Source organism: Micromonospora sp. NPDC047465 (genome assembly GCF_040643125.1).
Taxonomy (GTDB): domain Bacteria; phylum Actinomycetota; class Actinomycetes; order Mycobacteriales; family Micromonosporaceae; genus Micromonospora.
On sequence record NZ_JBEYTP010000045.1, the window covers coordinates 1 to 26,875 of the forward strand.

The 26,875-nt window shown below is 70.9% G+C and carries 29 protein-coding genes and 1 pseudogene; 5 read left to right on the forward strand and 25 right to left on the reverse strand.

What is annotated here, in order from left to right; translation table 11 throughout:
* Positions 1-151 precede the first annotated feature (151 nt).
* The 5 genes and pseudogenes from ABZ793_RS28845 to ABZ793_RS28865 all read right to left on the reverse strand — a co-directional run.
* Positions 152-241: pseudogene (locus tag ABZ793_RS28845) on the reverse strand (IS5/IS1182 family transposase); the annotation flags it as partial.
* Positions 242-310: 69 nt separating this feature from the next.
* Positions 311-1,906 carry a hypothetical protein gene (locus tag ABZ793_RS28850; RefSeq protein ID WP_357462554.1) on the reverse strand — a complete coding sequence of 532 codons (1,596 nt, stop codon included), beginning with the start codon at positions 1,904-1,906 and terminating at the stop codon, positions 311-313.
* A 784-nt stretch (positions 1,907-2,690) separates the two neighbouring features.
* Positions 2,691-2,828 carry a hypothetical protein gene (locus ABZ793_RS28855; protein ID WP_357462557.1) on the reverse strand — a complete coding sequence of 46 codons (138 nt, stop codon included), beginning with the start codon at positions 2,826-2,828 and terminating at the stop codon, positions 2,691-2,693.
* A 5-nt stretch (positions 2,829-2,833) separates the two neighbouring features.
* On the reverse strand, positions 2,834-2,995 hold the full coding sequence (locus ABZ793_RS28860) for a hypothetical protein (RefSeq protein ID WP_357462560.1): 162 nt from the start codon (positions 2,993-2,995) through the stop codon (positions 2,834-2,836).
* 369 nt (positions 2,996-3,364) lie between these two features.
* A complete protein-coding gene (locus ABZ793_RS28865; protein WP_357462563.1) occupies positions 3,365-4,567 on the reverse strand; it encodes a hypothetical protein in 1,203 nt (400 codons plus the stop codon).
* Between the two features lie 298 nt (positions 4,568-4,865).
* Here ABZ793_RS28865 and ABZ793_RS28870 point away from each other — a divergent pair, with 298 nt between their 5' ends.
* The gene (locus ABZ793_RS28870; RefSeq protein ID WP_357462566.1) at positions 4,866-5,672 is read left to right on the forward strand and encodes a hypothetical protein; all 807 of its coding nucleotides are present in this window, start codon (positions 4,866-4,868) and stop codon (positions 5,670-5,672) included.
* A gap of 72 nt (positions 5,673-5,744) precedes the next feature.
* Positions 5,745-6,320 carry a hypothetical protein gene (locus tag ABZ793_RS28875; protein WP_357462569.1) on the forward strand — a complete coding sequence of 192 codons (576 nt, stop codon included), beginning with the start codon at positions 5,745-5,747 and terminating at the stop codon, positions 6,318-6,320.
* Positions 6,321-6,473: 153 nt separating this feature from the next.
* Here the strand turns inward: ABZ793_RS28875 and ABZ793_RS28880 are convergent, their stop codons facing one another.
* A complete protein-coding gene (locus tag ABZ793_RS28880) occupies positions 6,474-6,785 on the reverse strand; it encodes a hypothetical protein (RefSeq protein ID WP_357462571.1) in 312 nt (103 codons plus the stop codon).
* 373 nt (positions 6,786-7,158) lie between these two features.
* Here ABZ793_RS28880 and ABZ793_RS28885 point away from each other — a divergent pair, with 373 nt between their 5' ends.
* Together ABZ793_RS28885 and ABZ793_RS28890 are read left to right on the forward strand one after the other, a co-directional pair.
* Positions 7,159-7,902: a ParA family protein gene (locus ABZ793_RS28885; RefSeq protein WP_357462574.1), complete on the forward strand. Its 744-nt coding sequence runs from the start codon at positions 7,159-7,161 to the stop codon at positions 7,900-7,902.
* 1 nt (position 7,903) lies between these two features.
* The gene (locus tag ABZ793_RS28890; protein ID WP_357462577.1) at positions 7,904-8,815 is read left to right on the forward strand and encodes a ParB/RepB/Spo0J family partition protein; all 912 of its coding nucleotides are present in this window, start codon (positions 7,904-7,906) and stop codon (positions 8,813-8,815) included.
* Positions 8,816-9,022: 207 nt separating this feature from the next.
* On the opposite strand, the gene ABZ793_RS28895 is transcribed toward ABZ793_RS28890, so the two are convergent.
* The 19 genes from ABZ793_RS28895 to ABZ793_RS28985 form a co-directional block, all read right to left on the reverse strand.
* Entirely contained in the window at positions 9,023-9,694 is a 672-nt protein-coding gene (locus ABZ793_RS28895) for a hypothetical protein (protein WP_357462580.1), read from the reverse strand.
* Between the two features lie 128 nt (positions 9,695-9,822).
* Entirely contained in the window at positions 9,823-10,227 is a 405-nt protein-coding gene (locus ABZ793_RS28900) for a hypothetical protein (RefSeq protein WP_357462583.1), read from the reverse strand.
* Positions 10,224-10,523, reverse strand: a complete 300-nt coding sequence (locus ABZ793_RS28905; protein ID WP_357462585.1) for a hypothetical protein — start codon at positions 10,521-10,523, stop codon at positions 10,224-10,226. Before ABZ793_RS28905 ends, ABZ793_RS28900 begins: the two co-directional genes overlap by 4 nt.
* Positions 10,524-10,647: 124 nt before the next feature.
* On the reverse strand, positions 10,648-11,901 hold the full coding sequence (locus ABZ793_RS28910) for a hypothetical protein (RefSeq protein ID WP_357462588.1): 1,254 nt from the start codon (positions 11,899-11,901) through the stop codon (positions 10,648-10,650).
* A 181-nt stretch (positions 11,902-12,082) separates the two neighbouring features.
* Positions 12,083-14,086: a hypothetical protein gene (locus ABZ793_RS28915; protein WP_357462591.1), complete on the reverse strand. Its 2,004-nt coding sequence runs from the start codon at positions 14,084-14,086 to the stop codon at positions 12,083-12,085.
* A 457-nt stretch (positions 14,087-14,543) separates the two neighbouring features.
* Entirely contained in the window at positions 14,544-14,798 is a 255-nt protein-coding gene (locus ABZ793_RS28920; protein ID WP_357462593.1) for a hypothetical protein, read from the reverse strand.
* A gap of 5 nt (positions 14,799-14,803) precedes the next feature.
* Entirely contained in the window at positions 14,804-15,544 is a 741-nt protein-coding gene (locus tag ABZ793_RS28925) for a Pycsar system effector family protein (protein ID WP_357462596.1), read from the reverse strand.
* An 88-nt stretch (positions 15,545-15,632) separates the two neighbouring features.
* A complete protein-coding gene (locus ABZ793_RS28930) occupies positions 15,633-16,064 on the reverse strand; it encodes a hypothetical protein (RefSeq protein WP_357462599.1) in 432 nt (143 codons plus the stop codon).
* Between the two features lie 85 nt (positions 16,065-16,149).
* Positions 16,150-16,488: a hypothetical protein gene (locus tag ABZ793_RS28935; protein WP_357462602.1), complete on the reverse strand. Its 339-nt coding sequence runs from the start codon at positions 16,486-16,488 to the stop codon at positions 16,150-16,152.
* Positions 16,488-17,144 carry a hypothetical protein gene (locus tag ABZ793_RS28940; protein WP_357462605.1) on the reverse strand — a complete coding sequence of 219 codons (657 nt, stop codon included), beginning with the start codon at positions 17,142-17,144 and terminating at the stop codon, positions 16,488-16,490. Before ABZ793_RS28940 ends, ABZ793_RS28935 begins: the two co-directional genes overlap by 1 nt.
* Before the next feature lie 120 nt (positions 17,145-17,264).
* On the reverse strand, positions 17,265-19,487 hold the full coding sequence (locus tag ABZ793_RS28945; RefSeq protein ID WP_357462608.1) for a hypothetical protein: 2,223 nt from the start codon (positions 19,485-19,487) through the stop codon (positions 17,265-17,267).
* Positions 19,488-19,583: 96 nt separating this feature from the next.
* On the reverse strand, positions 19,584-21,212 hold the full coding sequence (locus tag ABZ793_RS28950; RefSeq protein ID WP_357462611.1) for a hypothetical protein: 1,629 nt from the start codon (positions 21,210-21,212) through the stop codon (positions 19,584-19,586).
* Between the two features lie 106 nt (positions 21,213-21,318).
* On the reverse strand, positions 21,319-22,680 hold the full coding sequence (locus ABZ793_RS28955; RefSeq protein ID WP_357462614.1) for a hypothetical protein: 1,362 nt from the start codon (positions 22,678-22,680) through the stop codon (positions 21,319-21,321).
* Positions 22,677-23,054 carry an RRQRL motif-containing zinc-binding protein gene (locus tag ABZ793_RS28960; RefSeq protein WP_357462617.1) on the reverse strand — a complete coding sequence of 126 codons (378 nt, stop codon included), beginning with the start codon at positions 23,052-23,054 and terminating at the stop codon, positions 22,677-22,679. The genes ABZ793_RS28955 and ABZ793_RS28960 overlap by 4 nt, the downstream gene beginning before the upstream one ends.
* Positions 23,051-23,542 carry a hypothetical protein gene (locus ABZ793_RS28965; protein WP_357462620.1) on the reverse strand — a complete coding sequence of 164 codons (492 nt, stop codon included), beginning with the start codon at positions 23,540-23,542 and terminating at the stop codon, positions 23,051-23,053. The genes ABZ793_RS28960 and ABZ793_RS28965 overlap by 4 nt, the downstream gene beginning before the upstream one ends.
* Positions 23,542-24,033 (reverse strand): hypothetical protein, encoded by a 492-nt coding sequence (locus tag ABZ793_RS28970; RefSeq protein WP_357462623.1) that lies wholly within the window; start codon positions 24,031-24,033, stop codon positions 23,542-23,544. Before ABZ793_RS28970 ends, ABZ793_RS28965 begins: the two co-directional genes overlap by 1 nt.
* Positions 24,030-24,710 carry a GGDEF domain-containing protein gene (locus ABZ793_RS28975; RefSeq protein ID WP_357462626.1) on the reverse strand — a complete coding sequence of 227 codons (681 nt, stop codon included), beginning with the start codon at positions 24,708-24,710 and terminating at the stop codon, positions 24,030-24,032. Before ABZ793_RS28975 ends, ABZ793_RS28970 begins: the two co-directional genes overlap by 4 nt.
* On the reverse strand, positions 24,707-25,201 hold the full coding sequence (locus ABZ793_RS28980; protein WP_357462629.1) for a histone-like nucleoid-structuring protein Lsr2: 495 nt from the start codon (positions 25,199-25,201) through the stop codon (positions 24,707-24,709). Before ABZ793_RS28980 ends, ABZ793_RS28975 begins: the two co-directional genes overlap by 4 nt.
* A gap of 80 nt (positions 25,202-25,281) precedes the next feature.
* Positions 25,282-25,842 (reverse strand): sigma-70 family RNA polymerase sigma factor, encoded by a 561-nt coding sequence (locus tag ABZ793_RS28985; RefSeq protein ID WP_357462632.1) that lies wholly within the window; start codon positions 25,840-25,842, stop codon positions 25,282-25,284.
* A 260-nt stretch (positions 25,843-26,102) separates the two neighbouring features.
* Here ABZ793_RS28985 and ABZ793_RS28990 point away from each other — a divergent pair, with 260 nt between their 5' ends.
* Entirely contained in the window at positions 26,103-26,873 is a 771-nt protein-coding gene (locus tag ABZ793_RS28990; protein ID WP_357462635.1) for a GntR family transcriptional regulator, read from the forward strand.
* Positions 26,874-26,875 lie beyond the last annotated feature (2 nt).

The following is a 26,875-nucleotide window of genomic DNA, read 5'->3' on the forward strand; positions in this document are numbered from 1 at the left end:
CGCTGCTGCCCCCGACGCGCCACCGCGATCATCCAGGCCATCCTCGCCCTACACCACGTCCAGACCAGCCGAAACCCACGATGAAAAGGGCTCACAGGATCGCGTTGACGATCTCCCGGAGATCATGCACCGGCCGGCTGATCCCCAAGCCCACCCGCGCTGCCCGCCACGCTGTCAGGACCGGCTCGATCAGCGCCCACCGCTCATCCGACAAGTCCGACCGATATCCACGCCGCTGCACGCCCACGCCGCGATCAACGAACCAACCCCACCACCGCTACGGCCGAACATGAATCAGCCACTACACGGATCAGATGCCCCTCTTAAGCTCACCAGGAGCATTCGCGCTGCCCTGCGGCAGCCCCCCCATCACCTCCATCGCAAGGCCCGGCGGCAGCCCCCCCATCACCTCCACCGCACGGTCCGGCGGCAGCCCCGACACCACCTCCACCGCACGGTCCGGCGGCAGCCCCGACACCACCTTGACCGCACGGTCCGGCGGCAGCCCCGACACCACCTTGACCGCACGGCCCGACGGCAGCCCCGACACCACCTTGACCGCAAGGTCCGACGGCAGCCCCGACACCACCTTGACCGCAAGGTCCGGCGACATCCCCAACACCATCTGTGCCGCACGGTACGGCGGCAGCCGTGACACCACCTGAGCCGCAAGGTACGGCGGCAGCCCCGACACCAACTTCGCCGCAACGCCCGGCGACATCCCCAACACCAGCTGTACTACACGGTCCGGCGGCAGCCTCGACGCTGCCTCCACCGCAACGTCCGACGGCAGCCTCGACACCACCTCCACCACAACGCCCGACGGCAGCCCCGACACCACCTCCGCCGCAAGGTCCGGCGACATCCCCAACACCACCTGTACCGCACGGCCCGGCGACATCCTCGACACCACCTCCACCGCAAGGCCCGGCGACATCCCTGACACCACCTTGACCGCACGGTCCGGCGACATCCCCGACACCACCTTGACCGCAAGGTCCGGCGACATCCCCGACACCACCTTGACCGCAAGGTCCGGCGACATCCCCGACACCACCTTGACCGCGCGGCCCGACGGCAGCCCCGACACCACCTCCGCCGCATGGCCCGACGGCAGCCGCGACACCACCTGTACCGCATGGCCCAACGACATCTCGGACACCACCTTGACCGCATGGCCCGACGGCAGCCCCGACACCACCTCCACCACAGACTCCAGCGGCATCTCTGGCAGGAGTTCGTTTGCTTGTTGTGGGGGGATCGAGGAAAGTACGGCCGCAGCTAGTTTGGGTGGTATCGCGGTGAGTCGCTGTGCTGCCAACTGTTCGTCCATGTGTGCCAGCAGTTCAGCCGCGCGGTCTGGGTTCATGATGGCGAGTCGGCGGCCAGCGGTCGTGGGATCCATCTCTGCGAGGATCCCGACCGCGTCGTCTCGGTCCATGTTCGTCAGCGTTTCCGCAGCTTGTCGGACAGGCATGGCCGCCAGCCGTTGAGCGGAGAGTGGCGGCTGCATAAACGTGTTGTTGATGTGCGTCACCTGGCCGTAAGGGTGCGACATCCCTACGGGGGGTGTGTCCTCGGCGGGTGGTTCCGGCGCGATCGGTGTCAAGCGGGTACGCGCCGCAGCGCGCCGCCAGGCCATCTTCCACGCCTCGATCTGCAGGGGATCGGACTCCCCGCAGGCTTGGACGAAGGCGAGGACCGAGTCCATGCGAGGCAGGTGCCGGCCCTTGGTGAGGTCACCGGCTGTGGCGCGCGGCAGTTTCCCCTTGGACCGTTGTGCAAGGTCTCGAAACGACGGGTTGCCGTGCCACAGGCGCAGGCGGGCAAGTTCACGAGCCAGCCCGGGTAGACTGGTAACCGATTCGGGATTGGACTCCAGGCCCGAGGAGGCGGTCTCTGGCACCGCGCGAGTTCCCTTCGAAGAGGGCGTCCGAAGCTGTCCGACGGGATCCGACGGAATCCGACGGTAGCTGACTCCGTCCACAGTGTCCGACGGCGGGTGCCCGTCTGCTGAACTCATCCGGGCTCGTCCGTTTTGTTGTTACCGGGCACTGCCCAGCGCTTATCTGATTGTTGTGAGCCGCCAGAAGTGCGGCTCACGAGCGCAAATGGGTCGACCCACGCCATGCAGGGCGTGGGTCGACTGCCGCTCATCAGATAGCAGCTGGGCAGCTGGAACGGAGAACGGCAATGACGAGCGTAGGCCGCAAGGCCCACACGAGCCACCGGACGCGGACCGCGCGACAGATCGTGATCCTGGTCGGCGCCGCCATCGTCGGATACGCGGCGGGATGGGCCGACGGATGGGTCACAGGCGTGCAGGTCGGCCTGGCGGCGGCAGGAGGGCTGAACCTCCTGCTGCCGCTCAGCCGTTGCCGATGCGTCAGCAGCAAGCGCCGGCGCCTTTCTCGCTGACGCACCGTGCGGGCCCTCGGGGATCAGCTCCGGGGGCCGCCACCTGACCTACACGGGCTGAAGCGAGCGAGCCTGGTCCACGCGAACCTGGCCCACGCGAACCTGACCCAACCGATTACAAGCGCCTGGTGGCCTGTGGGGGTGCCCGACCAGCACCGTGTGACTGACGCCGCAGCCCTGTCCACCGTCTCGGGTTGCTGCTCGCGTCTCTGCTCGGGAGGTAGTGGCCGGGTCGTGTTCCAGCACGACCCCGGCCGCGTCAGGTTGGCGGGCTATCGGGTGTCGCTCGGGTCGGCGGCGGCGCGGGCGAAGGTGCGCAGCTTGCCGGCCAGCTCCCGGGCCTGGGCGGGGGTGTGCTGGGCGGTGTGCGGCTTCCAGTAGTCGTCGTCGGGGTCGTCGGTGCCCTCCACGGCGGTCACCGCGATGCGGCCGTGCCCCGAACGTCGACCAGCCGCATCCACACCGCGCCGCCGTCGCCGCCAGCGGCCTCGGACGCTCGGGCGGTGACGTGGTGGCGGCGGGCAGCGGGGTCCACGCCCTGGTCCTGCTTGCGTAGCAGCGTGAGTAGGTCTCGCATGTCAGGGGCAGCTCGTCGTCGCCGATGGCCACCTTCACCTTGGCGAGGTCGGTGTCGATGTCGACGAGGTGTTGCAGCCGCTGGGCCGCCCGTCCGTAGCGCGTGGGCTTTGGCGGCCGATAGCCAAACTCAGCCATGGCGGCGAGGTCGTCGAGGTGCTGCGCGGCGGTTTCGGCCTCGGTCGGGTTCAGGTCCGGCGCGACGTAGGCCAACGACGAGTCGCCGGGGGTCTGCTGCTCGTTGGTGACCGGGCGCCATCGGCCCGGCCGGTGGTGGATCGTCAACCGGATCGGCAGCGTGCGGTTGTCGTACCAGCCGATGTTCATGACGTTGTTAGGGAAGCCCCCGGGGCCTTCCGCAACTACACGATCAGCTGCCTTGCCTAGCTGCGCGCTCCGCCGCCTCGTCTTCGGCGCACACCTTGTGGCAGGGCTTCCCGTCGTCGTCCCGCATGAACGCGCCAACGCCGCAGATTCGGCACGGCAGACGGTCACCGGTCAGGTGCTTGGACCAGTCGAAGGCGATCCCGTGCTTCTTGGCGAAGGAGCCGCCTAGGTCGACCACGACCGCGCCGCGCGGATCCCGGGGCGCCGCCGGCGGCCGCCGGTAGCCGGTGTCGACGCCGTAGTTGCAGTTCAGGTCCAGCTCCCGGGGCGTCATCGCCACGGCACCGCCCGGGCCCGGATCCAGCTCGATGTTGGTGACCGGCTGCCGCCCGGCGCGGTCGTTCAGGTACCGCTCCATGTCGTCGGTGGTAACCCAGTAGTACAGCGCCCGACCGCGGGAGTCAGCCTGCTCGAGCGACCGCCACGCACCGGACGCCGCCCCGACGACCAGGTCATCCAGGTTGAGGCCTCGGGCGGCCTCCAGGTAGACGTGCAGTTGGCCGCACGGGCGCCCCCGGCTCACCGGGCAGTACAGGCCACGCCGGCCACACCGCTCAATCTCGGTCGACCGGGCGCCACCGGAGACGAGCAGTTCGTTGCCGGTGCGAACCCAGCCGGCGTTCGTCGGCGGGATCGTAGCCCAAGGGGCGCGGTGCTCAACCTGCACGGCCGGGTTGTCGGTGGTCCACATCGGCATCACCCCGTCCTGCCGAGCGATCCGGATGCGCTTCCTGATCGTCGGGACCGACAGCTTCGACACCTGGAGCTCGTGCCCGAGCACGAGGCCGCCCTCGCCGCGCACCAGCACGTCCGTGACCCGCTTGCCGCTGGACGAACGGGCCTCAACCTCGACGGAGAAGCCGGCCCGTTGGGAGACGGTCGCGACGCGGTCCTTGAGCGCCTTGTGCTTGTCGGACTCGACAGCGTCCGGGTGGTTCTTCGCCGCCGACTTGTTGAGGTGCACGGCCTGGCGCAGGCCCGTCCCGTCCGGGTTGCCCTTCAGGTACATCCACTCCGGACAGTCTGGGTCATTCCTGTAGCACGCCCCCATGCACCGCAGCTCACCCGCGTGGATCGTCCGCGACCGCAGCTCCTGCCACAGTCCCGGCCGGTCCGGATGCCCCAGATCCGCTCGGCTCAGGTTCAGGTCGATCCCGAGCCGCATGTGCCGCACAGCTTCGGCCACGCAGGTCCTCCTCCCACTCGCCCCACCCACCATGATGAGGGGCGGTACCGACGGGGATCCACCGTCCGAGCGTGACCGGCGGCCCAGATCACGGTGGTCGAAAACGCCGCGACACCGTGCAACATCCGCAACACCACCCACCGCCGCGCCGGTAGCGCAGATAACCGGGACGCCGCCTCTCGCACAGCAGCGGCGCCAAGGTCACCCAAGCCCAGAGGCTTTCCCGAGCGGCAACCGGCTTGACTACTCTGCTGGGGTAACAGGCCGCCAGATGAGAACGTGTTGGTGAGGTGACGATATGCAGCCACGTTACGCCGCTGACGACGGGCTGATGAGTACGCCGCCGCCGGACGCTCCGTGCCTGGTATGCCACGCGTACACGCCCCGGCAGGCTGTCACCACGCCGCAGGGCAGGGTCTGGCAGTGCAAGCGGTGCCTGACCAGCGCCGAGGACGAGAGCTACGAATTCGACCCCCGGCGGGTGCCATCTGGTCGGGAGCAGGGCACGGCGGCCGCGCGGGTGCTGCAGCTACTGGTGATCGGCCTGCGCAACGCACAGGAAGGCCCGCTGGATCCGAACGACCTCTACGAGGTGCTTCGGCCCTACTTTGACGCCGGCTGGTGCGTGCGAGACGTGAGGCACGCCCTTAATCAGCTGCCCAACGGCGCCCCGCACCCAGACACCGGTTGGAACGACCGGCTACCGCGCAAGCAACTGCTCTACCGGGTCCGGCGACGGTTGAGGGAGTGGCGGTGGGCCGAACGTGAAGACGGTGACGACATCATGCCGGGCGGCTGGACCGAGATGCGCAAAGCGATGGGAGCCGTCGCACGCCGCCAGGAGGAACACGCTCAGGCGCGCGACGCGATCTGGCACGAGCAGGAGGCAGCTGCCCGTCAGGCCGCCTCGGCGAGTGCCCGCCAGGCCGCACGCCGGATCGCCGTCGGCGCCGCCGCCCGTGCGCGGCAAATACGCGCCGAGGGCGAGCGGCGTAGCCAGGAAGCGACCGCCCAAGCCGCCACCCAAGCACGGCGAGCAACGCAGGACGCTCTGCAAAAGCTGTCACAGCTCACTGACCCAGCCCACCTCTCAAGCGACCGCTGACGGAGAACGTGTTCCTTCCTCCGTCAGCGATCGGGGTATGCACGGCCGCGCGCGTTGTCTAGGTTCGCGGGCATGACCACGGATGCTTCCTTTCCGGACCTAATCGCCGACCGCGCTCGCGTAGCGCTGCGCGGCATGATCGCCGGCATGACGGATCCACCGTCCGCTGCCACGCTTGATCACCTAGTGCAGCGCAGTGTCCATATGGCATTCGGCTGCACCTGCCCACAGCAGACCAATGACGGAACAGGTCTGAGCCAGAAGGCGTGCCCGCTGCATGGCCAAACGCAGCGCGTCCGCAGCCACGACGAGGCGGTCATGCCCTCGCAAGCCACGTCGTGGGAGGACGACCCGTACTACGACCTCACCAACGCCGAACGGCGCGAGGATGTGCAAGCCAGACTCCGTGCGGCCGCCGAGTTCAGCCGCACGTTCCGCAGCGAGCTGGCGGCCACGGTTCGGCGCGGGTACATGGCGCAAGAGCAGTTGGAGAACGCGATCGAACACGCCTCGTTCAGCGGCGGTCTCACTCACTCCGAGCTGGAGATGGCCGAGATGGCGCTGTCGGCCGTGCAATACGCGCTGCGGCAGCTCTACGCCGCAGGCAACCATGTCGGCGACCAACCCGGCGCTGATCGGCACCGCTGACAGAGACGGCTGCTGAATCCCTCATGGCAGCGCCTCGCATCAACTGGCAGACGACACGCGTTCCCGGCCTTGATGTCGGCGGCGTCGCCACCGTGGGCGGCCAGAGGTCGTCGAGCTCGTGCTGGGGCACTGAACTGTGCCGAGCCTGACGAGCTAGCGGGTGATCCGCGTCGATGACGGGCCCTTACCCAGCCGCCAGTCCGACGGCTTCTGCCCGGCGAAGGTCTCTCCGCGCAGGATCCGGCCGCGTTCGCGGACTGCCTCGGCGCAGGCCGCGTGCGCCCAACCGTCCTCGACCTTCCCCAGCGGGGCGTTCACTGGATAGCCCCGTCTACAGGTAACGCAGGTGCCGGCGAACCGGGCCGCGACGCCGGCATTGGGTGAGACTGGCAGCGGAGACGACGTGCCACGACGACGGCCGGTGTCGCCGGACGTCTTGCCCTTCTTCGAACGCGACTTGGTCACGCCCGCACCGTACGACGTCACGCCGCTGACCACCAGCTCTCAACAGCCGAGGTCTTCCGCTTCTGCAGTACAAGTTCGGTTCGCCCGGGAATGCCCGAACGGTGCTATGACAGGTGAGGGCTTCGACTGCGGTGGCAACGAGCGCGATCCAAGGCGACAGCCGCTCACTTCCCTCTCGAGGACGCACCGAACTACCCGCTATCACCAGGCCCCACTATGGACTGGAGCTAGGGACGCGATTAACCGCGGTTAACCAAGACACTCCCCGACGGGACCAGGCTTCTGAGCAGGCCGGAGTTCGCCTTAGCATGGCGGACATCCGAAGTACCCCGGCCGCAACGGCCCGGGGGAAGCAAACGGAACGGAGCCCGTCATGACTCAGGTACATGTCATCGCCAACCAGAAGGGCGGCGTTGGTAAAACCACCCTCGCCGTCAACTTGGCAGCGGTGACCTACGACGTCTTGGTCAACCCCGAGCCGATCCTCCAATCGACCGCCGAGGCAATCGGCGATCCGGAGAGCCCGGTGATGGTTGCGTCCACGGACCCCCAAGCCTCGTCAGTTTGGTGGTCACGGCGTGTGGAGCAGCAGGGAGGGCTGCCGTTCGACTTCGCCCAGGTCGACGACCCGCGCGACCTGCGCAAGCTGCGGAACCTGCACTACGAGCACATCTTCGTTGACACGCCGGGCTCGCTCGAGGATGAGCGCATCCTCCAGGTAGCGCTCGATGAGTGCGATGACGTTCTCGTGCCAATGGTGCCGGAGCCGCTCTGCTACGACCCGACCACCAGAACCATCGAAGCGGTTATCGCGCCGCGCGGGATTCCGTACCGGGTGGTCGTCAACAGCTGGGACCCGCGTGACGGACTCCCCGACCTGCAGCAGACCGCACAGTTCATCCAGCGCAAGGGCTGGCCCATGTGCAACACAGTCATCCGCCGGTACAAGCTGCACTCCCGAGCGTCCGCCGAGGGCATGGTGGTGACGCAGTACCCACGGAACCGCGTGGCGATGGAAGCGCGCGAGGACTTCTTCCGCTTGGCGCTGGAGATGGGCTACGGCGGGGCGGCGTCAATCCCGTCACAGGCCGGCGCGCCAAACCTCCAGGAGGTCTGACGTGGCAGGGAAGCGAGTCAACCTGTCGGACCTCGCCACCGAGCCAGCGCTTCCTGAGGCACGGGTTCCGGCCTTTGCCGAGTCGGCGCCACGCACGGCTCGCGTGCAGCAGGTCGCGGCCAACCCCCTGAACACCCGAGATCTTGACGCTGACCACGCGAGAATCGAGAGCATTGCGGATTCGATGCGCACGCACGGTCAGCTCCAGCCGTGTGCGGTGGTATCCCGGGAAGCCTTCCTGCGTATCTACCCGGAGTACGAGGCTGTCATCGGCAGGGCGACCTGGGTTCAGGTCACCGGCGGTAGGCGCCGCGCCGCCGCGCTCTTGGCGAACCAGCCGACGCTGGACATCGTCGTCAAGAACAGCTTGGCCGAGAGCCGGGAGGCATGGGTCAGTGCCACTGCGGCCGAGAACCTCGATCGGGAGAACCTGGACCCGATCGAGGAGGCCCGTGCGGTTCAGCTCTTGGTGCAGGAATGCGGGACGGGCAAGGCCGCCGCCGAACGACTGTCCCGCACCCCGGCTTGGGTGACTCAACGACTCAATCTGCTAAAGCTCGCGCCAGAGCTGCAAGCGATGCTGAGGTCCGGCGCGGTACCTCTCCGAGATGTCCGGGACCTCCACCAAGTTCCCCTCGCAGATCAGCTTGACGAACTGCGTCAGCGACAGCAGCCCGCGGTCGCGCCAAAATTAACCGCGGTTAACGGGACTGCCGCCTCTGCGAGCCATGAGGGCAACAGCGAGAAGAGTGAGCGCCCACGGAAATCGGCAGCAGCCTCTGCCATCAGGCGCCTCGGCGGTACCCCTGAGAAGGTCGCGGATTCACTACGGGCGGAGATGACGCCCGAGGATCTTCGAACCCTGGCAAACCTCCTCCTGGAGGCATCGGACAGCCAGGAAGCGACGCAGTAGGCGTTGGGCATACCAGCGGCCCCCGGGGATGCAGTCTTCCGGGGGCCGCTGCTCTTGCACCCCGGCGTCCCGACCGTCCCCGGCCGCCTCGCCGCCCTGCGCCAACTCATACTCCAAAGCCCCGGCACCGGTCGTCGCCCAAGCCCTCGACTTCCACCACACCACCACGCAACGCCACTACGCCTCTGCCGGTGGCACCTGGAACCGCTACACCGGCCGGGACGGGTAGCCAATCTCAGCGAGATCCCCGGCAAGATCGGCCACCACGAGATCAGCATTCAAGCGGCGCACCAGCGCGTCGGTCAGCGGGCGCAGCGCAAAAATCTCGCCGACTGCCTCCAGATCGACAGCCGTCTCGTAATAGTCCTCGGCGAAGCGCTGGTACGCCGCCGGAGTGCCCTCTACCAGCACCTTGAACAGACGGTTGGCACCGTCCGGGTCATCACCCTCAGGGAAGTCGATCTCTCCGGCATGCCACTGGTCCTCACTGTGCTGCCGCCACAGACAGACCGTCGCTTCCAGCGTGCCCTCGCAGCTGAACGCCGGTTCGTCAACATAGGCGGAGAAGACCTCCGGCACGGTGTCGACCAGCCCGGGCCACAGCTCGTCATCGTTGCCTGCCGAGCTCATCGGCGACTCGTGATCGAAGCCACGGATGAACGCACCGGCCGGCGAGAACACGATCGACCACGCGTCGCCGGACCCATTTCGCATGGACGCCATCTGCTCATCCGGCGCCCAGCGCGAATCAAACGAGTAGTACCGCAACTCCCACTCCGGACTCATGATCGCGTCCAGCATCGCCAACGCGCGACACCGCTCGCGAAGCACCTGGATGCCCGGCAAGGCACGGACCACGTCATGAACGGTCACCGGCACATCTAACCTCGACGCACCTCCCGCTCCGCCCGCACCCCAGCGGTCACCACGAAGCGTCAACTCCCCCAACCAACCAGTCCGAATACCAGACGGTTGAATTACATGAGCCTGCCAGTCGGCTGGGCCGGTTACGCGGGCATGTGGATGACCGGCAGGTACCCCTCGGGCCCGTACCGGTTGCCCTCGCTGGTCAGGATCGATGCTCGGTGCTCCAGGGCGGCCATCACCGTGGCGGCCAGGTCGACGCGGCCGGTGAGCCCACGCCAGTAGGACAGTTCCTGCCACGACTCGCCCCGGGTGGGCAGTCGTGCACAGGAGTCGTGGCTGAGCAGCCGGTACAGGTGCTTTCGGTGCTTGGCGTCGACGGCCAGCTCTAGGGCCTCAGCGGCAGTAACGGCGGTGACGCCGAAGCGCTGGCCGTCGGTGATGACCTCACCGATGGGTTCCCCGACGTGGATCGAGTACGGGTAGGCCAGCAGCGCTGAGCGGTCCAGCACCAGCGCGACGGGGCGCTGCTCGTCCTCGGTGTTCACGCGGCTGGCCGGCTGGCGTCGTCCGCCTCATCCTGCATGTGTTGGCGCACCCGGTCGCGTACGGCGTCGTAGCGCTCGTGGGGCCATTGGGCCTGCACCTGTAGCCGGCGGGCGCGGGCCTCGGCCATGCCTTGCTCGGTGAGCTGCACCCCGGCATCGGCCATCAGCGTACGGAACTCGTCCATTCGCCTGCGGTCGCGGACGGCCTGGGCGACGTACGCGGAGGCGTTGGGCTGCTGCTCCAGGGTCTCGGCCACGTCCTCGGGCACGGAGACAGTCACTCGACGCTTTGTCATACTGATCAGGCTACTCCTGTCATACCATCACGTACAGCGACGTCACGAACTCCGAGGGATTTCGGGCCGGGTGTGCGGTCCGAGACCGGAATCCGGGGGCTGTTGGCCGACGTATCGCCCGGCGTCACGGCTGGTTGCCCGGCTTGGTGCGGGCCTGGTTGAGCTGGGCCTGGAGCCGCTCGGCGCGGGCTTCGGCGGCCTGCGCGCGGTCGGTGGCGGCCGTCGCGGTGGTCTCGTGTCGGATGGCGTCGTCGCGGGCGTCTTGGGCGGCCTGCTCGGCGGCGCGGCGCTCGGCGTACAGGTGCTCGACTTGGCGGCGGACCTCGGCGAGGGTGGCCCGTTCGGCGCGCAGCTCGGCGTCGAGGTCGCGGCGGGCGTTCTCGGCGTCGGCCCGCTCGGTGCGGGCGGTGTCGCGTTCGGCGGTGACGGCTGCGGCGGTGGCCGCGGCCTGCTTGGCGCGGGCCTCGGCGGTCTCGGCACGGCGGGTCGCGGCGGTCAGGTCCACGCGCAGTTGCTCGCTGGCGGTACGGGCGTCGGCGAGCTCGGCGCGCACGGTGTTCACCTCGGCGGTGAGGCGGGCGACATCGGCGCGAGCGGCATCGCGCTCAGCGGTGACCGCCGCGGCGGTGGCCTCGGCCCGCTCGGCGCGGGTGACCTCCGCCCGCAGGGCCTTGTCAGTCTTGCGGGCCTCGGCCTGGGCGTCGGTGAGTTCGCGGCGCAGGGTCTTGAGCTGGTCGGTGAGGTCGGCGGCGCGCTGCTCGGCGGCCTCGCGGCGGCCGGTCTCGGTGATGACGGCCTGGGCGCGTTCGCCGGCGGCGGCCTCGGCGCGGCCCTGGGCCTCGCGGGCGTCGGCGACCTGCCGCCAGGCGTCGCGCTGGACGCGTTCGGCCTCGGCCTCGGCGTCACGGGCCCGCCGCTCGGCGACCTTGCGGGCCTCCACCGCGGTGGCCGCCTCCGCGCGGGCGGACCGGGCGTCGCGCAGGGCCTTGTCGCGGTCATCCTCGGCGCTCTGGGCGCGCTGCACCGCAGCCACGGCGGCGACCTCGGCCTGCTCCACCCGGGCCACCGCCGAGCCGTCCAGGTCGCGCATCGCGTCCACCACGGCGCTCAGCTCGCCGGCGAGAGCCTGCACGGCCGGCAACACCCGCGCCGTCGCCTCCCGGTACGCCGCGAGGGGCTTGTCCAGGCCGGCGGCCAGCTCCGCCTGCCGCTGCTCGGCGTACATCTGTCGACAGGACTTCCCGCCCGGGTGGTGCCGGTCGTCGTCGGGGCAGAACTCCGGCGGGCGGCCCTTGCCCGCGTAGGCCAGGGGCCGCTGGTCGTACTTGCAGGTCGGCTGCACGCCCCGGGGGCCCACTGCCGCACTCGTTTCCGTCATGCACCCATCCTACCCGATTTTCTATTCCTAGGAAGGAGTAATGATTATTTGATTTTAGAAAGTCGATACTATCTGATCTTGTTATGTCATGATCACAGGAACGTGCCCCTGAGATCGCCGCAGAGGCGATTTCAGGGGCCAAGCCGTGCTGCAGTACCAGGGGCGGTGCGGGGTTAGTGGTTCAGAGTCGAGGGGTTCCGGCGCCCGGCTGGGCGACCGCCGGCCAGTCCTGCGCGTCGGCGGCCGCGATGGCGCGCGCGGCGGCGTGGTCGCCACGCGCGGCGGCGCGGGCGGCGGCCAGGGCGGCGTGGCGGCCGGCGCCGGGCCCGGCGCGCTCGGCCTGGCGGGCCTGCTCGCGGCTGTGCCACTCGGCGCGGGCCGCCTCTCGGGCGGTGGCCACCGCGGCGGCCTGGTCGACGACGTCGCGCCGACGCGCGACGGCCACCTGGTCGCGGTGCGCCTCGTAGCGGCGGGCCGGGTGCGGCGGCTCGACGTCGCCGGTCAGCGACTCGTCGAGCAGCGACCGCAGGTAGCCCAGCGGCCGGTTCGGCGCGTCAAGCAACTCCCGGCCGCCACGGCTCTGCCGGATCCAGTCGACCAGATCCGGCATCCTCCAGCCCGGACCAAGCCGAGACCCCAGGGTTGCCGCAACCCGGGGCGTGGGCGCCGCCTGCAACCACTCCCACGCCCGCTGAGCGGCCCGTGCCAAGTCGTATGCCCATCCGGCCCACTGCGGAGCAGGCCGAGACTGTCGTGACGGCGTACACGCCCTCTCGATCGGCCTAGGACGCCGTACGGATCGTGGCGCTCGTTCTGCTGGTGAGCGCGAAGCGCCAATCTTCCCCCGACTCGGTTCCCTCGGCGTGGAGTGAGCAATCGATGGAGGCTGAGCAAAACCCCGAGACAAACAGGAACTTAAGTACTCACCTTGAGACGCCAAGCGGGGGGGGAAGAAATTCCCGGTCTCGATCTGGGCGGCGGCGATGGACTCGACGTCGGTCAGGAGCACCTCGCGGGCTCGCTCGGCGGCCTGGCGTAGCTGGACGCGGCGGGCGAGCGCGGCGTGGTCGACCACGCCGGCGGTACGGGCGACGAGCGCGTCGACGTCGTCCTGCGCGGCAGCCAGAAGCGCCAGGGCGTGCTGCAGCAGCTCGTCGAGCACCAGCAGAGCGAGGGGCACGTAGGGGGCGCGGGCGGCCGGGTCACGATGCACCGGCGCGAGGTCGAACTCGGCGCGGTCGTTGTACCGGCCCAACTCAGTGCGCTGGGCCAGGGACAGCCGGCGGCCCTGCCGGGTCCGCACCGCCCACCCGAGAGCCTCACACCGGGCCCACGCCGCGGTGACCGCGCGGGGCGTGCAGTCAGCCAGCTCCGCCGAACGGGCGCGGCCAGGCAGGGCACGACGGCCGGAACGGTAATCGGCGTCAACGGCCAGCACGCCGGCGACCCTGGGCAGCATCGAGGGGCGGCCACGCCTGGACACCCGCGCCGCCGCGTCCCGAGCAAGAAGGTCCGCAAGCAGCTCCACCGCACGACCGCGACCGCCACCGGCGGCGTACGACTCCACCGTGGTACGCAGCCGATCCACCCACGCGGCCAACTCGGCCACCCGGTCGTCGGCCCCGGCACGCTCGGCCAGGAGCACGAACCGCTGCTCGATGGCGGCGGCCTCGGCGGCCTGGTCCCGTTCGAACGCGGCGCGGGCGGCGGCCAGCCACGAGTAGCCACAGAGCCAGCACGTCGGCGACGGATCCGGCTCACCGCACGCCGCGCAGGCCGGATCGACGTCGTCGACGACGTCCACGGCGGCGCGCAGCTCGGCCGCCTGGCGGCGCTGCTCCCGCTCACCACGACTACGCCAGCATGGAATGCACAGCGGATCCGACTCGTCACCGTCACGCGGCAGGCCCTGCGTGTCCCGGCCAGCAGCCGCACACGACACACACGGCGTCTGCACACCCGTCGGATGCACCACCCGCACCCGAGCACCCGCCGGAGCAGCCAGCCGGGTCTGCCCGGTACGAGTCGTCTCCACCCACACCGCCGGGCGGGCCATATGCACCGTGCACCGCTCCCGGCCAGGAGCAGCCAGCACCGCCCGACCGACAGCGGCGCAGACCGGGCAGTGCCCGGTCGCGGCCACCCGGTCGGCCGACAGCGTGCTCAAGTTCGGTGCCGTGATCATCGCGGCACCGCGATCGCGGAAGCATCATGCGAGGGGACTGGGCGCGCATAGGCGTCGCCGCGACACGCCGAAAAGGTGTCGAGAGACAAGAGTGCACCCAGCCCGGAGGTGGGTGCTATGGTGTCCTCCGAGCTTGTGAAGAGCCTCAAACCCTCACCGCGGCCAAACGAGAGGGGTTTGGGGCTCTGTTTTTTTGTGGAGTTAGGGGTTGAGCGCGGGCGCTCCCTCAAGATCAGATCGTGGTTATAACCCGTGGATCTTACGGCGGCTTTCGGCCGTGCAGGGGGCCCAACACGCGCCGAAACCAGGCGTCCCCGAGGATCCTGTGTGGACCCCCCGGGAAAATCTGGACATATCATCACGAGCCGGGCGGAATTTGTGACCAAGAAAATCTGAATACATGCAGCCGAATGGGCGGCCCGGTCAATTGGGCCGCCCATTCGGGTCCTTTGAATGGTCACTCGGGCCGGTGAATGGTGTCGCAGTAGACGGCGGTGCCATCGCCGTCGTGGGCGTACAGCTCGCCGTAGCGGTCGGCCGGGCCGTCGACCGCGTCGAGCAGCCGCTGCGCCTGGCGGCACGCGGCGTCGAGGTCGACGGCGGTGAAGAAGGTGACGAACTGCGGGGTGTCGGGCTCGGGGTCGGTAACGACGTCGAGGCGGTACTCGTCGGTGGTGCCGAGCACAAGCAGCTCGAACGGGCGGTGGGGCATGGCGCTCACCGGGCCCAGATCGCCAGGGCGGCGGTGACGGCGGCGCCGGCGTACCCGGCGAGCAACAGCGGCACCGCCCTACTGATGGCCCGGTACTTGGCGCAGACGGTGCGCGAGAGCCACCACAGCTCGCGGGCGCGGCTCAGTGGGGTCATCTGCGCGGCCTGCTCGGCGTCGCCGCCGGCGAGGCGGGCGAGCACGTCCTGGGCGTCGTCGGCGTCGGCGTAGACGGGAAAGCCGAACTCACCGCCGAGACGCGGGCGGGAGGCCATCAGCAGCAGCACCACGGCGGTCAGCACCACGGCGGCGGTGCCGGCGCCGGCAACCAGGGCAGCGGTGGGCAGGTGGCCGCCGGCGCCGGCACCGCCGAGCACCGCGAGGCCGGCGCCGAGCAGCACCCCGGCCATCTGCAGGTAGCCCGACGCCTTGGGGTCGACCCGGTACAGCTCGGCACGCACGGCGGCGATCTCGGCGTCCAGGGCGGCGGTAACGGTGCCCCGGCCGCAGGCGGAGGCGTGCGCGCCAGCGCGGGCGAGAATCTCCAGCTCGCTGAAGTCCGCGTCGGTGGTGCCGCAGCCGGTGCAGCGGGAGGTGCTGTTGGCGAGGCTGGTGGAGATCTCCACCAGCACGGCGTGCGCGCCGGCGGTCGGGATGCAGAAGTGGCGACGCGGGCCGTGTGGGCTGCGCGGCTCGTAGGTGCTGGCGTACGCAACGCCGAGGTACGTCGGCTCTCCGGGATCAGGCACGATAAGGGTGCTCCTCTGGCTCGATGCGGGCTGGGTGGGGTGGCGGGCGGCCCCGGGCTTGGTAGGCAGGGGGGCCGCCCGCGCGGCGTTATCGGCTGGTCGGGTTGTAGGTGGGGGAGTCGGGGCGCGGGTACGCCTCGGGCCGGCAGAAGGCGTCGTAGCCGCACCAGTCCCAGACCGCGAGGCCGGGGCGCAGCGAGACGGTGCGCTCGTCGGCGACGATCCGCTCGGCGTCGTCGGTCCAGTCGACGCCGGTGGCGATCGCGGCGACGGCGGCCTGGTCGACGTGGCGGGCGCACAGCCGCTGGGCGATGGCCTGGCCGCTGGGCAGGTGGGTCAGGCTGTAGCGGCCGTCGAGGCGCTGTCCGTCGTCGTCGACGGTGACGTTGACGGCCAGGCCGGGCGCGATCGGCCAGCCGGTCACGACCCGCGCGACGATGCGGGGGACCTCGGGGTCGTTGTCGCTCAGGTACAGCCGCACCGGGGTGGTGGTCGGCGCGGCGGTGGTCGTGGTGGTCATGAATCCTCCTCAGCGAGTGCTATCGACGGGCGGGCGGAAAAGGGTGCGCGGCGGTTCTCCTTCGGTGGGTTCGAACGGACAGTGGTCAGCGGCGGGCGGCGAGCATGGCGACCAGCCACGCGCCGGCGGTGCCGGCGGTCGCGGTGAGCGCCTGGGTCCATCCGCCGGGGGCGGCGATGCCCATCAGCACGGCGGCTGCGGCGGCGGCGTGCAGCACGTACAGGGCGGTGCGGGAGCGGCGGCGGGCGAGCACGCCCTGGCCCACGGCGGCGAGGGATCCGGCGGCCCAGCCCGTCCACAGCGCCCAGCCCCAGATGCCGTGGGCGCCGGCCCAGGCGGTGGTGGCCGGCAGCAGCAGCGCGTGCACGGCGACGACGGCGGCCAGGGCGAGCAGGAGCCAGGCGGTGTAGCTGGCGGTGTGCATCAGGCGGCGGCGGTCGGCGAGGACGGTGCCGACGGTCGTGACGCGGTTGGCGGGCGGCCAGCGGTCGCAGCAGCGGCGGGGCCAGAGGCCGGAGTCGTGCTGATGGCGGTGGACCGGCTCGTTGCCGGGAGCTGCGGGCTGGCGCATGACGTCTCCTGGTGGTGGATGGCAAGGGGGCGGACCGGGGTAATCGCGCGGGCGTGCCTGGCCACGACAGCGGCGTACTGGTGCTGGGCGGCGTGCATGTCCGCCTCGGCGGCGGCAGCCTCGCGGGCGTCGTGGGCACGCTCCGCGGCGGTCAGCGCCAGCGCCGCCGCCGCCGCGGTGAGCAGCACCCCGCCGATCAGGGGCGGGCCGCCGGCGTCGGCGGCGAGGTGCCCGGCGGTGGCCACGCCGCCGAGCAGACCGCTCGCGCCGGCGACGGCCGGCCAGCGGCGGCGGCCGGTGTGGGCGCGGCGGCGGCGGCGGCCGGCGGCTCGGATGGCGTCCTCGGCGGCGCGCATCCGCACCGGGTCGAGCTGCCATGCGATCAGCTCGACCGACAGCACGTCGATGCGCTGCTGGTGGGTCAGCGCGTAGAGGGTGTCCGGCGGCTGCGCGTCGCGCTGGCGCGTCAGGCGGCGGATCTCGGACTCCAGTTCGGCGACCCGGGACATGAGGTGTCTCCTATACGGACGGTGACCTAACAGGCGGGCTCATAACAGGCGTGGGGGAGGGGGGTCGGCCCCTGCATAGGGGCCCCTCGCTGGGGGGAGGGGCCCCACGGTTATGAGGAGTTATGCGTTACTGGCCGTGACGGTGGTGGTGGCGGCCTCGGGCGGCAGGTACTGCCCCGTCACCGGCCGCCCGTCCGGGTTCTGCGGGCGCACGACCCGCCCCTGCTGGCCCAGCTGCGTCAGCGCGTTGGACACCAACTGCGGGGTGGCGGTGTCGTCGCCGCCCTCCACCAGCACGGCGAGAATGTCCTTCGGCGTGGCCGGCGTGCTCTTGGTGCGCCAGATCAGGCGCACCGCCGCCTCGACCCGGTCGGCGCGGGTGCGGTACCCCGCGAGGGGCGTCGGCTCCACCGGCTCGGCGGCCGGGGCCTCGCTGGCGGCCGGCGCGGGGGCGGCCGGCGCGAGGGGCTTGCCGCCGAGCTTGCTGAAGATCGAGGCGACGGCCGAGGACATGGCCTGGGCGGCGTCACGCTCCGGGGTGCTGGCCTGCGTCTTCTTGCTGCGGGCGCGGGCGCTGCGCAGGTCGGTCAGGTAGTCGTCGGTGACGAGCTGGTGCCGGCCGGCGTAGATCGGGCCGGCGGCCTGCGCCGATCCGGCGTCCAGCTCACGCTGGTGGAAGCGGCGATTCCACGAAATCTCGTCGACCTTCGGGCCGTCGTGCAGGACCGGCTTGCTGGGGTCGCAGGTCTGGACGTACTCGATCTTCGCGCGGACCGGGTCGCCGTCGCCGAGGCGGGCGTAGCACTCGCCGCGGTGCCGCAGCGGGGGCAGCTTGTAGTTGCCGGTGACCCGGCCGGCCTCCTGCTCGTCGCCGGACATCAGCACGATCTCCCGGCCGATGTTCGCCGACGCGTCGCCACCGGCGTCGCCAAACGCGTGGTGCACCCCGCGCTGCGTGGCCACGACCAGGTAGATCCCGGCAGAGGCAACCGCCTTGGTGCACTCGGCGTACATGTCGCCGGCGGTGACCTCCGCCCCGTCGTAGCGCACCTTGTTCTTGGTGTTCAGCGCGAAGCTGCCCTCGTCGATGTAGACGATGATCTTCTTGAAGTTGTGGCGGGCGGAGAAGGGCTGGTCCTGGCGCCAGCGGGCGATCTCCATCACGGCGATGAGCATCTGCAGCACGCCCTCGGCGTCGGCACGGACCCAGTCCAGCGGCGGGCGTACATCGGTGCCGAGGTAGGGCTCCAGCCACTGTCCGACCAGGTCGTAGAGCTTGCGAGTGCCGGCCACCCAGATCAGGGCGTCCTCGCAGCGGGTCACGTCGGCCCACTCGCGGTGGATGAAGGCGCTCTTGCCGCCGGTCGACGCGCCGAGAATCCAGGCGTGCCGGGCGACGTCGACGCCGATCGGCATGCCGTCCATGCCCCACAGCGCGTACGAGGGATCGGCGAGGCGCCGCCAGATCGGCCGGCCGGCGGCGTCGATCAGCTCGTCGACGCGTTCGCGGTAGGGGCGGATCCGCTTCATGACGTCCTCGGTGTTGGCCTGGATCGTGTAGACGCCGACGCGGCCCGGGTCTTCGCTGATGGACACCCAGTCGGGGGCGATGTCGCGGCGGGTGATGTCGCGCAGGGCCAGGGCGATGCGGCGGGCGTCGTGGTCGTCGAGTCGCGGGGCCTGCTCGACGCGGACCTTGCCGTTGACCACGCGGCGCAGCTCGATGGGCGCCCACGCTTCGAGCTTCGCGCCGAACGGCGCATCGGCCGGGCCGACCATCTGCGGGTTGGACACGCGCAGCCACTCCAGCCCGGCGCGGCGCACCGCCAGGCGCAGCAGCCACGCCAGGTGCGGCTCACCCTCACGCGGGCCCGACAGGTCCTCGCTGGTCAGGGCAAGGTTGGCGTGCGCGGTGGCGGTCAGCGCCGTCTGCGCCGGGGCGGCCGGCGGCGGCGCGTACCGCAGCAGGTACTCGTGCGCCCGCGCCATCACCCACGTGATGCCGCCCAACGCCGGCAGGACCAGGGCCCACACCGGCCACATCTCCGGCACCGACACCGCCAGGGTCGACCAGGCGGCGTAGACGGTCACCGCCGCCACCAGCCAGCCCACCACCCGGGACTTCGACGCCGAGCTGAGCTGGGCGAACATCGGGCTGATCCGCACCAGCAGGCGGGCACCGAACGCGGCTGCCGCCGCCACCAGCGCCGTGGCCAGCCCCGCGATCCACACCGGCGAGCCGGTGACCAGCCACACCGCCACCCACACCGCCGACAAGAACGGCGCGACCACGGCCCAGAACGTCTTCCACTCGATGCCTACCGCTGCTCGCCGCTTCGTCACGACGCTGCTCCTTCGCTTGCTGTCTTGCCTGGTCCTGCGGGTTCCGGAGGGGGTGGGGGCCGCACCAGGTGCGGCGCGGCCCCCGCGGTGAATCGGTCAGAAACCGATGGCGCGGGCCTGCGCCTCGTACTCCTCGGCCTGCTCCTCGTAGTAGCGGGCCGCGAGGATCTCCCGCGCCGCCTCCGCCTCCGCGTCACGCGCCGCCACGGCGTGCTCGTGGGCGACGTTGGCGTCGCGGATGGTGCGGGCGGCCATCTTGTGGTTCTCGGCCGACTCCTGGTTGGCGCGGGCGTCACGGCGGTACTGGTCAGCGGCGTCGCGGCAGGCCCGCCCCCGCTCCTGCAGCGTCTGCGCCTTCTCGATCAGCCCGGCGTAGCGGTTGGCGACGCGCATCGCGTCCTGGTCGATGTCTCCGCTGGTCGTGGTGCTCATTTCTGGTCCTCCAAGGTGGTTGGTTACAGGGGTCTGGTGGTGCGCGGTGCTGTGCAGCGGCATCGGTGCAGGCCGGTCCATCCACTCGCTGCCAGCGGTAGGACCGGGGTCAAAGAACGGATCGGTACGCGGTGCCGTGCGGTGAGCCGACGTCGTCGGGCCGCTCGACGAGCTGCTCGAACGGCCGCCCGGCACGGTGATGTCGTCCAGGTCGACGTCGATCACCGTCTCCGGCCGATGTCCACCCGGCGCCGGCCGCGCCTGGGCCGTCGCCGCCGCCGGCTCGGCTTTGTCGGCCGGCTTGTCGCTCTCCGCCGCCTTGTCGTCCGTGGTCTTGCTCTTGTTCTTCGTCGCTCGGGCCAGCCCGAGCAGGCCCAGCAGCGCCGCCCCGCCCGCCGTCTTGGCCTTGCGTCCCGCGTCGCTGCGCGGCTTCGTGCCGCCGTCGCTGGTCGGCTTCGCGCCGCCGTTGGGGGCCTTTCCGCTGGTCGGAGGCTTGCCGCCGCCGCCAGGGGTCTTGGTGTCGCCGGGGGTCTTGGTGCGGCCGAACGGCCACCGTCCCGTCTTGGCGCCGGGCTTCTTCGCGCCGTCGCTGGTCGGCTTTCCACCGCCGCCGGGGGTCGTCCCGCCCTTGGGGGCCTTCGGGGTCTTCCCGGCACCAGGGGTCTTGCCGCCTCCGCCCGGGGTCTTGTCACGGCCGAACGGCCACCAGCTCCCGGACTTGGCGCCCGCCGGCTTCCCACCGCCGCCGGGGGCCGTCCCGCCCTTGGGGGCCTTCCCGCCCGGGGCCTTCCCGCCCTGGGCTTTACCGCCCCCACCAGGGGTTTTGCCGCCCCCACCAGGGGTCTTGCTGCGGCTGAACGGCCACCAGCTGTCTCCCTTGCCACGGCCGTTGGGCGACTTGCCGGGCCGGTCGCCCCGTCCGGCGCCGTCCCTGCCCGAGCGGTCCTTGCCGGTCTTGCTCCGGCGGGTGTACTTGCGCCAGGCCAGCCAGCCGGCGCCGGCCAGCACCGCGACCACGATCAGCCCAGCACCCAGCAGCAGCGCCATCAGCGGCGACACCATCCACATCGCCACCACCACGGCGACGACGATCGACACCACCACCAGCGCCACCACCAGGCCCACCGACGCCGGCGACGTCTCCGTCAGCTCCTGCGGCTTGACCTTGTCGTCCTTGCCCTGTTCCACCTGCGGCTGCTGCTCGGCCAGCACCGACAGGTCCGGAGCCGGCATCGCCGTCTCGGTCGCCTCACCCTCGATCGTCGGGGCCACGGCCGTCGTCTCCGTCTGCATCGCGTTACCTCCCATCAAGCGTTTTGGCTGCTCACGCCCCACGGTTATGAGCTGTTATGAGGCGCTGCACGGGCCGACCCGACCCGAAGACCGGGTCGGCCCCCGGTCACGCGACGCGACCGCTGGTGAGTTCGAGGACCTGGTCGACGATTTCCGCCGGCACGGCGTTGAGGACCCGGCTGATCGTGCGCTCGGAAATGCCGGTGATTTCCTTCAGCGCGCTCTGGGTGGCGTTCCGGTTTTCCGCCCGGGCGGCCAGGATCAGCGCCACCGTTTCCGGTCGGACCTTGTCCACCTCGGGCAGGTTGGCCGGCAACTGAGCCGGAACCGACGCCAGAGATTTCCGGGGCACCGACCGCCCGATTTCCGGCTGCCGTGCCGAGCCCGTTTCCGCCTTCTCCTGCGCCCTGGCGAGGGCCCGGCGGGTGCGTTCCAGCTCGTTGACCAGACCCTCGCGGGCCTCGGTGATCGCCTGGCTCTCCTGCTCGGCGCGAGCCCGCGCGACCGCCTGGCTCTCGGCGAAGCGGTGCGCCTGGTCGAGCTGCGCCCGCAACTCCCGCACGGTCTCGTCCAGCTCGGCGGCTCGGTCCTGGGCGGCCTGGCCGGTGTAGCGGGCCTCGGCCAGGGCGTGCTGGTAGTCGCGTTCGGCCTGCTCAGCGGCCTCGGTGAGCACCCGGACCTGCTCGGCGGTGGCCTGCTCGGTCAGGGCCCGAGCGGTAGCTGCGCGGTCCGCGGTGTCGCGGGCCTCGGCCAGCCGGCCCTCCGCCACCCGCGCCGCTTCGATCGCGGCGGCTGCCCGCTGCTCGGCCACCCGCACCGCCTCACGAGCCTCGGCGGCGGCCTGCTCGTGCTCGGCGATTTCCGCCTGCGTCGCCGCCTGGATTTCCGCCCGCGTTTCCGCCTCCGAGCGCGCCCGCGTCTCCGCATCGGCCGCCCGAGTTTCCGCCTTGGCCCGGGCGGCGGTTTCCGCCTCAGCCCGCGCCGTTTCCGCCCGCGCCTTCGCCTCGGCCTCCGCCTGCGCCGCTCGCGCGGCGGCCGTTTCCGCCCGCGCCGCCCGGACCTCTTCCGCCCGTCGCGCCGCCTCCTGCTCGGCCTCGATCTCCTTTCCGGTGCGGCCGGTCAGGATCTTGACGCGGACGACCACGATCGGCGCGATGCACGCGACCGCCACCACCAGACCCCACGGCACCTCCTCGCCGGCCTCGGTGTCGATGAAGACCGGCAGGAGGTGCACCGCGACCTGGCAGAAGATCATCAGCAGCATGCCAACGACCATGTCCTTCCACCGGCGACGGTGGAACGCGGTGATCACGTACACGTCGAGCATCACCGGGAACATCCACGCGATGGACGCGTGGAAGTGGGCCAGCACCGCCAAGTCGAACTCACCCTTGGCCGTGAGAATCACCGCGGCGGCCATGGCGATCCACGGCCCTACCGTCGCCGCGTCGCGCAGCTTCTCTTTCATCGAGCTGCCCCCATCGGCGGCTCGGCGCAGTCCAGGCACTCCCCGAGGGAGCGCGGGATGTAGTAGGGCTGCATGACCAGGCAGGTCGGGCAGGTGCGGCGGGCGGCCAGCGCCTTGCCGATCGCGGCGAGCTGCGCCGTCGTGGCCGTGCGCTTCACCGCCGCCTGGTCGACCTTGTAGAGGTAGGCCACGCGCTCGCCGCCCACCCCGCGCCACATCACCTGCGCCGCGATCGGCTGGCCGCCTGGGCGCAGGCCCTGCGCCCGCAGCTGACGCGCCGTGGCGTAGCCGGCCGGCGCACCCCGCCACCAGTAGGTGGGGATGCCGTACCGGGTGCCCTCCGGGTCGTAGAACACGGCACGGATCCGGCTCACCGCGACACCTCCCACTCGTAGGAGGCCGTCACGGCCAGGCTCTCGGCCAGCGTGAGCAGCGTCGACGTGGCCGCCGAGATGGTCAGCCACCCCAGGTCGTCGACGTCGGCTGGCGCCTGGTCGAACATCGCCGACCGGGCCACCTTCAGCCCCGCGACGATGTCGCTCAGCGGCAGCCCCTCCGCCGCGAACTGGCCGAACCATGCGTCGAGGATCTGCACCGCCGTCGCGTAGGCCGCGCACACGCCCTTGGCCCAGGCGTGCCCGGCCGGGTCGCTGTGCTCGGTCCGGTCCGCCTCCCGCAGGGCCGTCTCGCCCCGCGCGGCCCAATCGGCGCGCACCTGCTCCGGCGAGAGCACCTCACGGCCGTTGAGGATCAGACGGCCGGTGTACGACACCACCGTGCCGCGCCGGTCACTGATCACGCTCGACCGGCCAGTCGCGCGGATGCTGACACCCGCCAGCGTCGGGATACGCAGCATCGGCATCAGCTCTCACCACCGGCCGCGCGGCGGGCCCGGACCTGCGCGAGTAGCTCCTTGCCCAAGGGGTTGAGGTCGGCCTCGTCGACGTCCACGGCCAGGCCATGACGGCGCTCGTCGAGCCACCGCCCCAGCCGGCCGCCTCCGACCACCGCGCCGACCAAGCCGACCGCGACGGCCGGGGAGTAGAGCAGGACCTGCGGCACCTGCTCGGCGTGCTCGGCCAGCAGCCGGCCCGCGAGCACCGCGATCGGGGCTCCCGCGACCGCCGCGCCGGCGGCGACCTTCGGCGTCCGCGCCGGCGTCGGCCGGTCCGCGAGCCGGCGGGACTCACGCTCGTCGTTGATCGCCTGGCGCAGCTCGCCGGCGAACCAGCCCGGCAGCGCCGCGACCGACGCCGCCCGGTGCTCCAACTCGACGTCCGACGCCTTGCGCAGGCTGGTCCGGTAGCTGGCCAGCGCGGCGGCCAGGTCCAGCGCCTTGGTCGGGGCCGTCATGCCACACCCCCCAGCACGCGGGCGGTCTCGGTCATCTCCCGCAGCCGCACTACCGGCCGCGTCTCCACCACCGGCAGGTCGAGCCCCCGGTCGTACTCGGCGACCTGGTCGCCGCCTGCGGCCTTGGCCTGATAGAGCGCGAGGTCCGCCGCGCGCAGCACCCGCGACGGCTCGTCACCGACCATCGCCGACACCGCGCCGACACTGGCCCGCACCACCAGCTCCCGCCCACCGGGCAGCACCACCGGCGTGGCCAGGGCCCGCACCACCTCGCCGCCGAGCAGCCCCGCGATCGGCGCCGGCGACGGGCAGACCAGCACAATCTCGTCCCCCCCGAGTCGCGCGACCACCGCACCGTCGACCCCGTCGATCGCGGCCGACAGCCGGGCCGCGACCTCGACCAGCACCGCGTCACCCGCGTCGTGCCCGAACGTGTCGTTGACCTGCTTGAACCCATCCAGGTCCACGATCGCCACGTCGTAGGGCTCACCGGCCAGATCGGCCAGCGCCGCCGCCAGCCCGGCACGGTTCGCCAGCCCGGTCAGCGGGTCGGTGCTCGCCATCCGGCGGGCCTCAGCCAGCCGGGCCCGATTCGCCCGCACCGTCCGCACAGCCCACACGTGCCCAGCCACCGACAGCACCGCAGCGGCCGGGAGCAGCATCGTCCGCGCCTTCACTGGGTCACCTCCGACCCGGTAGCCGCCGCGTACGCCTCGCAGATCTCGCGCGAGATCCGACCCCGCTCCTTGACCTTGTAGCCGTTGGCCACGGCCCACTGGCGCATTGCCACCCGCTGGGCGGCGCCCTCGCGGCGGTTACGCGACGGCGAGTCCGCGGAATCGCGGCGGCCGGTCGCCCGCAGCTCCTGGCGCACCTCGGCGAGCTGGCTCGCCAGCTTCTCCGCAGCCTCGGCCAGCTCGCGGCGTCGCTTCTCGGCGGCCTCGCGCTCCTGGCGCGTCGCCTCCTCCGCCTCGACCCGCCCGGTCAACTCCTGCACCAGGCGGTTGATCCGCTCGGCCAGCTGGCGGGTCCGCGCGGCACTGCTGCCTGCGGCGATGCGCAGCACGTCCTCCACGCCCCGAGGGGTCGCCGGCGTGGTCGAGGTGGTCTTCGTGGCGGTCAGGGCCGGCGCGGTGGGGCTCTTGAGAACTCGGATGCCCATCGGCATCCGCTGAGCGGAAGCGGACTGTCCCTGAGCAGCCCGCACAGCAGCGGCCCGATCGGTGCTGTTCAGCGGCGTCATCGTGGTCATGCCGGCATCACCGCCGTCGCCGGCAGCAACCCGCGCAGCGCCCGCAGCGCCTTGTGCTGCATCGCCTTGACCGCCGCCGGGGTCTTGCCCAGCGCCTGGGCAGTTTCCTCGATCGACATCTCCCGCAGGTAGCGCAGGACGATGCACCGCCGCTGGTCCGGGTTGAGCTGCTCAATCCCCGCGAGGACCGTCTCCCGGGTCAGGCTCGCCATCGCGGCGGCCTCCGGGTTCGGGGCCTGGTCGACCGAAGCCGCGTCGCGCAGCTCCGCCACCGGCCGCTCGCGTCGCTGGTGCGACGCCTGGTAGTTGGTCACCAGGTTCCGGGCGATCGTGGCCACCCAGGCGCCGAAGTCGCCGCCCGGCCGCCGAAAGCTGGCCAGGTTACGCAGCGCCCGAAGGAACGTCTCCGAGGTCAGGTCCTCGGCGACCTGCCGGTCCGAGACCCGCCGGTAGATCGACCGAAACACCTGGTCGACGTACCGGTCGTAGACCAGACCGAACGCCTCCACGTCACCGGCCTGCGCCCGTGCCACCAGCACAGACACGTCACCGGCCATCGATCGAGGTAGGGTCTGCTCCGGATTGCTCCGGGCAGCACGTACCCTCATTGCTGGCATCTGAGCCTCCTTGGGTGTGATGCCGCAGCCTCGGCGGGGCCCAATCCCGCCGGGGCCTTTTCTTTGGTCACCGCAGTGGCCCAAAGAAAGGTCCGAGGTCTGTATGCAGACCTATCAACGTGCGGACAACGGTAAGTCGCCCATCGGTCACAGGTCAAGCTTTTCTGTATGCAGACCTTCAGACGGTCTAGTCTGTGTCTATGAGTACGGGCCCCACAGACGCTCGACCGCTACAAGTCCGCGTCGCTGACGACATTCGGCTGAAGATCGAGACGGGCGTCCACCGCCCGGGAGACCGATTGCCCACGCTTGACGAGCTGGCGGCAGACAACCTCGTCAGCCTTGCTGTGGCACGCAAGGCGATCGACCTGCTGAAGCAGCAAGGGCTGGTCATCACGGTTCAGGGCAAGGGCACCTTCGTCCGGGAGCGGCCGTCTGCCCGTCGGCACGGCATCGACAGGTACGCCAAGAGCCGTTGGAGGTCAGGGCAGGCGATCCTGACTGCCGAGGCAACAGCCCAAGGACATACCGCTGGTCAAATGCTGCGTGAACTAGCTGAGACGCCAGCACCCGCGGCGGTCGCCGAACGTTTCAAGATCCCGGCGGGCACCCCGGTCTGGGTGAGGCGGCGTACCACCCTCGTTGACGACAGGCCCAATCAGCTCGCCGACTCGTACTTCGAGCTAGGCGTGGTCAAGGGCACGCAGATCCAGGACGAAGACACCGGCCCTGGCGGCAGCTTCGCGCGGCTGGAGGACGCGGGCTACGAGCTGGACGAGATCACAGAGGAGTGGTCGGTCCGCATGCCCACCGGCCCAGAAAGCGTTGCGCTGCGCCTGCCGGCGGGAACTCCGGTCGTCGACCTGACCCGCACCACGTACGACGTCACCGGCCGCCCCCTCGAAGTCATGCTCGCCGTCATCGCGGGCGATATGGTCCAGATGTCGTACCGGTTCAAGATCCCCGACTAAGG

Bases quoted from the DNA above. Each gene is read 5' to 3' on its own strand.
- ABZ793_RS28860 (WP_357462560.1), bottom strand. From the start codon at position 2,995: ATGCGAGACCTACTCACGCTGCTACGCAAGCAGGACCAGGGCGTGGAC.
- ABZ793_RS28870 (WP_357462566.1), top strand. From the start codon at position 4,866: ATGCAGCCACGTTACGCCGCTGACGACGGGCTGATGAGTACGCCGCCG.
- ABZ793_RS28875 (WP_357462569.1), top strand. From the start codon at position 5,745: ATGACCACGGATGCTTCCTTTCCGGACCTAATCGCCGACCGCGCTCGC.
- ABZ793_RS28885 (WP_357462574.1), top strand. From the start codon at position 7,159: ATGACTCAGGTACATGTCATCGCCAACCAGAAGGGCGGCGTTGGTAAA.
- ABZ793_RS28905 (WP_357462585.1), bottom strand. From the start codon at position 10,523: ATGACAAAGCGTCGAGTGACTGTCTCCGTGCCCGAGGACGTGGCCGAG.
- ABZ793_RS28910 (WP_357462588.1), bottom strand. From the start codon at position 11,901: ATGACGGAAACGAGTGCGGCAGTGGGCCCCCGGGGCGTGCAGCCGACC.
- ABZ793_RS28915 (WP_357462591.1), bottom strand. From the start codon at position 14,086: ATGATCACGGCACCGAACTTGAGCACGCTGTCGGCCGACCGGGTGGCC.
- ABZ793_RS28920 (WP_357462593.1), bottom strand. From the start codon at position 14,798: ATGCCCCACCGCCCGTTCGAGCTGCTTGTGCTCGGCACCACCGACGAG.
- ABZ793_RS28930 (WP_357462599.1), bottom strand. From the start codon at position 16,064: ATGACCACCACGACCACCGCCGCGCCGACCACCACCCCGGTGCGGCTG.
- ABZ793_RS28935 (WP_357462602.1), bottom strand. From the start codon at position 16,488: ATGCACACCGCCAGCTACACCGCCTGGCTCCTGCTCGCCCTGGCCGCC.
- ABZ793_RS28940 (WP_357462605.1), bottom strand. From the start codon at position 17,144: ATGTCCCGGGTCGCCGAACTGGAGTCCGAGATCCGCCGCCTGACGCGC.
- ABZ793_RS28950 (WP_357462611.1), bottom strand. From the start codon at position 21,212: ATGCAGACGGAGACGACGGCCGTGGCCCCGACGATCGAGGGTGAGGCG.
- ABZ793_RS28955 (WP_357462614.1), bottom strand. From the start codon at position 22,680: ATGAAAGAGAAGCTGCGCGACGCGGCGACGGTAGGGCCGTGGATCGCC.
- ABZ793_RS28965 (WP_357462620.1), bottom strand. From the start codon at position 23,542: ATGCCGATGCTGCGTATCCCGACGCTGGCGGGTGTCAGCATCCGCGCG.
- ABZ793_RS28970 (WP_357462623.1), bottom strand. From the start codon at position 24,033: ATGACGGCCCCGACCAAGGCGCTGGACCTGGCCGCCGCGCTGGCCAGC.
- ABZ793_RS28980 (WP_357462629.1), bottom strand. From the start codon at position 25,201: ATGCCGATGGGCATCCGAGTTCTCAAGAGCCCCACCGCGCCGGCCCTG.
- ABZ793_RS28985 (WP_357462632.1), bottom strand. From the start codon at position 25,842: ATGGCCGGTGACGTGTCTGTGCTGGTGGCACGGGCGCAGGCCGGTGAC.
- ABZ793_RS28990 (WP_357462635.1), top strand. From the start codon at position 26,103: ATGAGTACGGGCCCCACAGACGCTCGACCGCTACAAGTCCGCGTCGCT.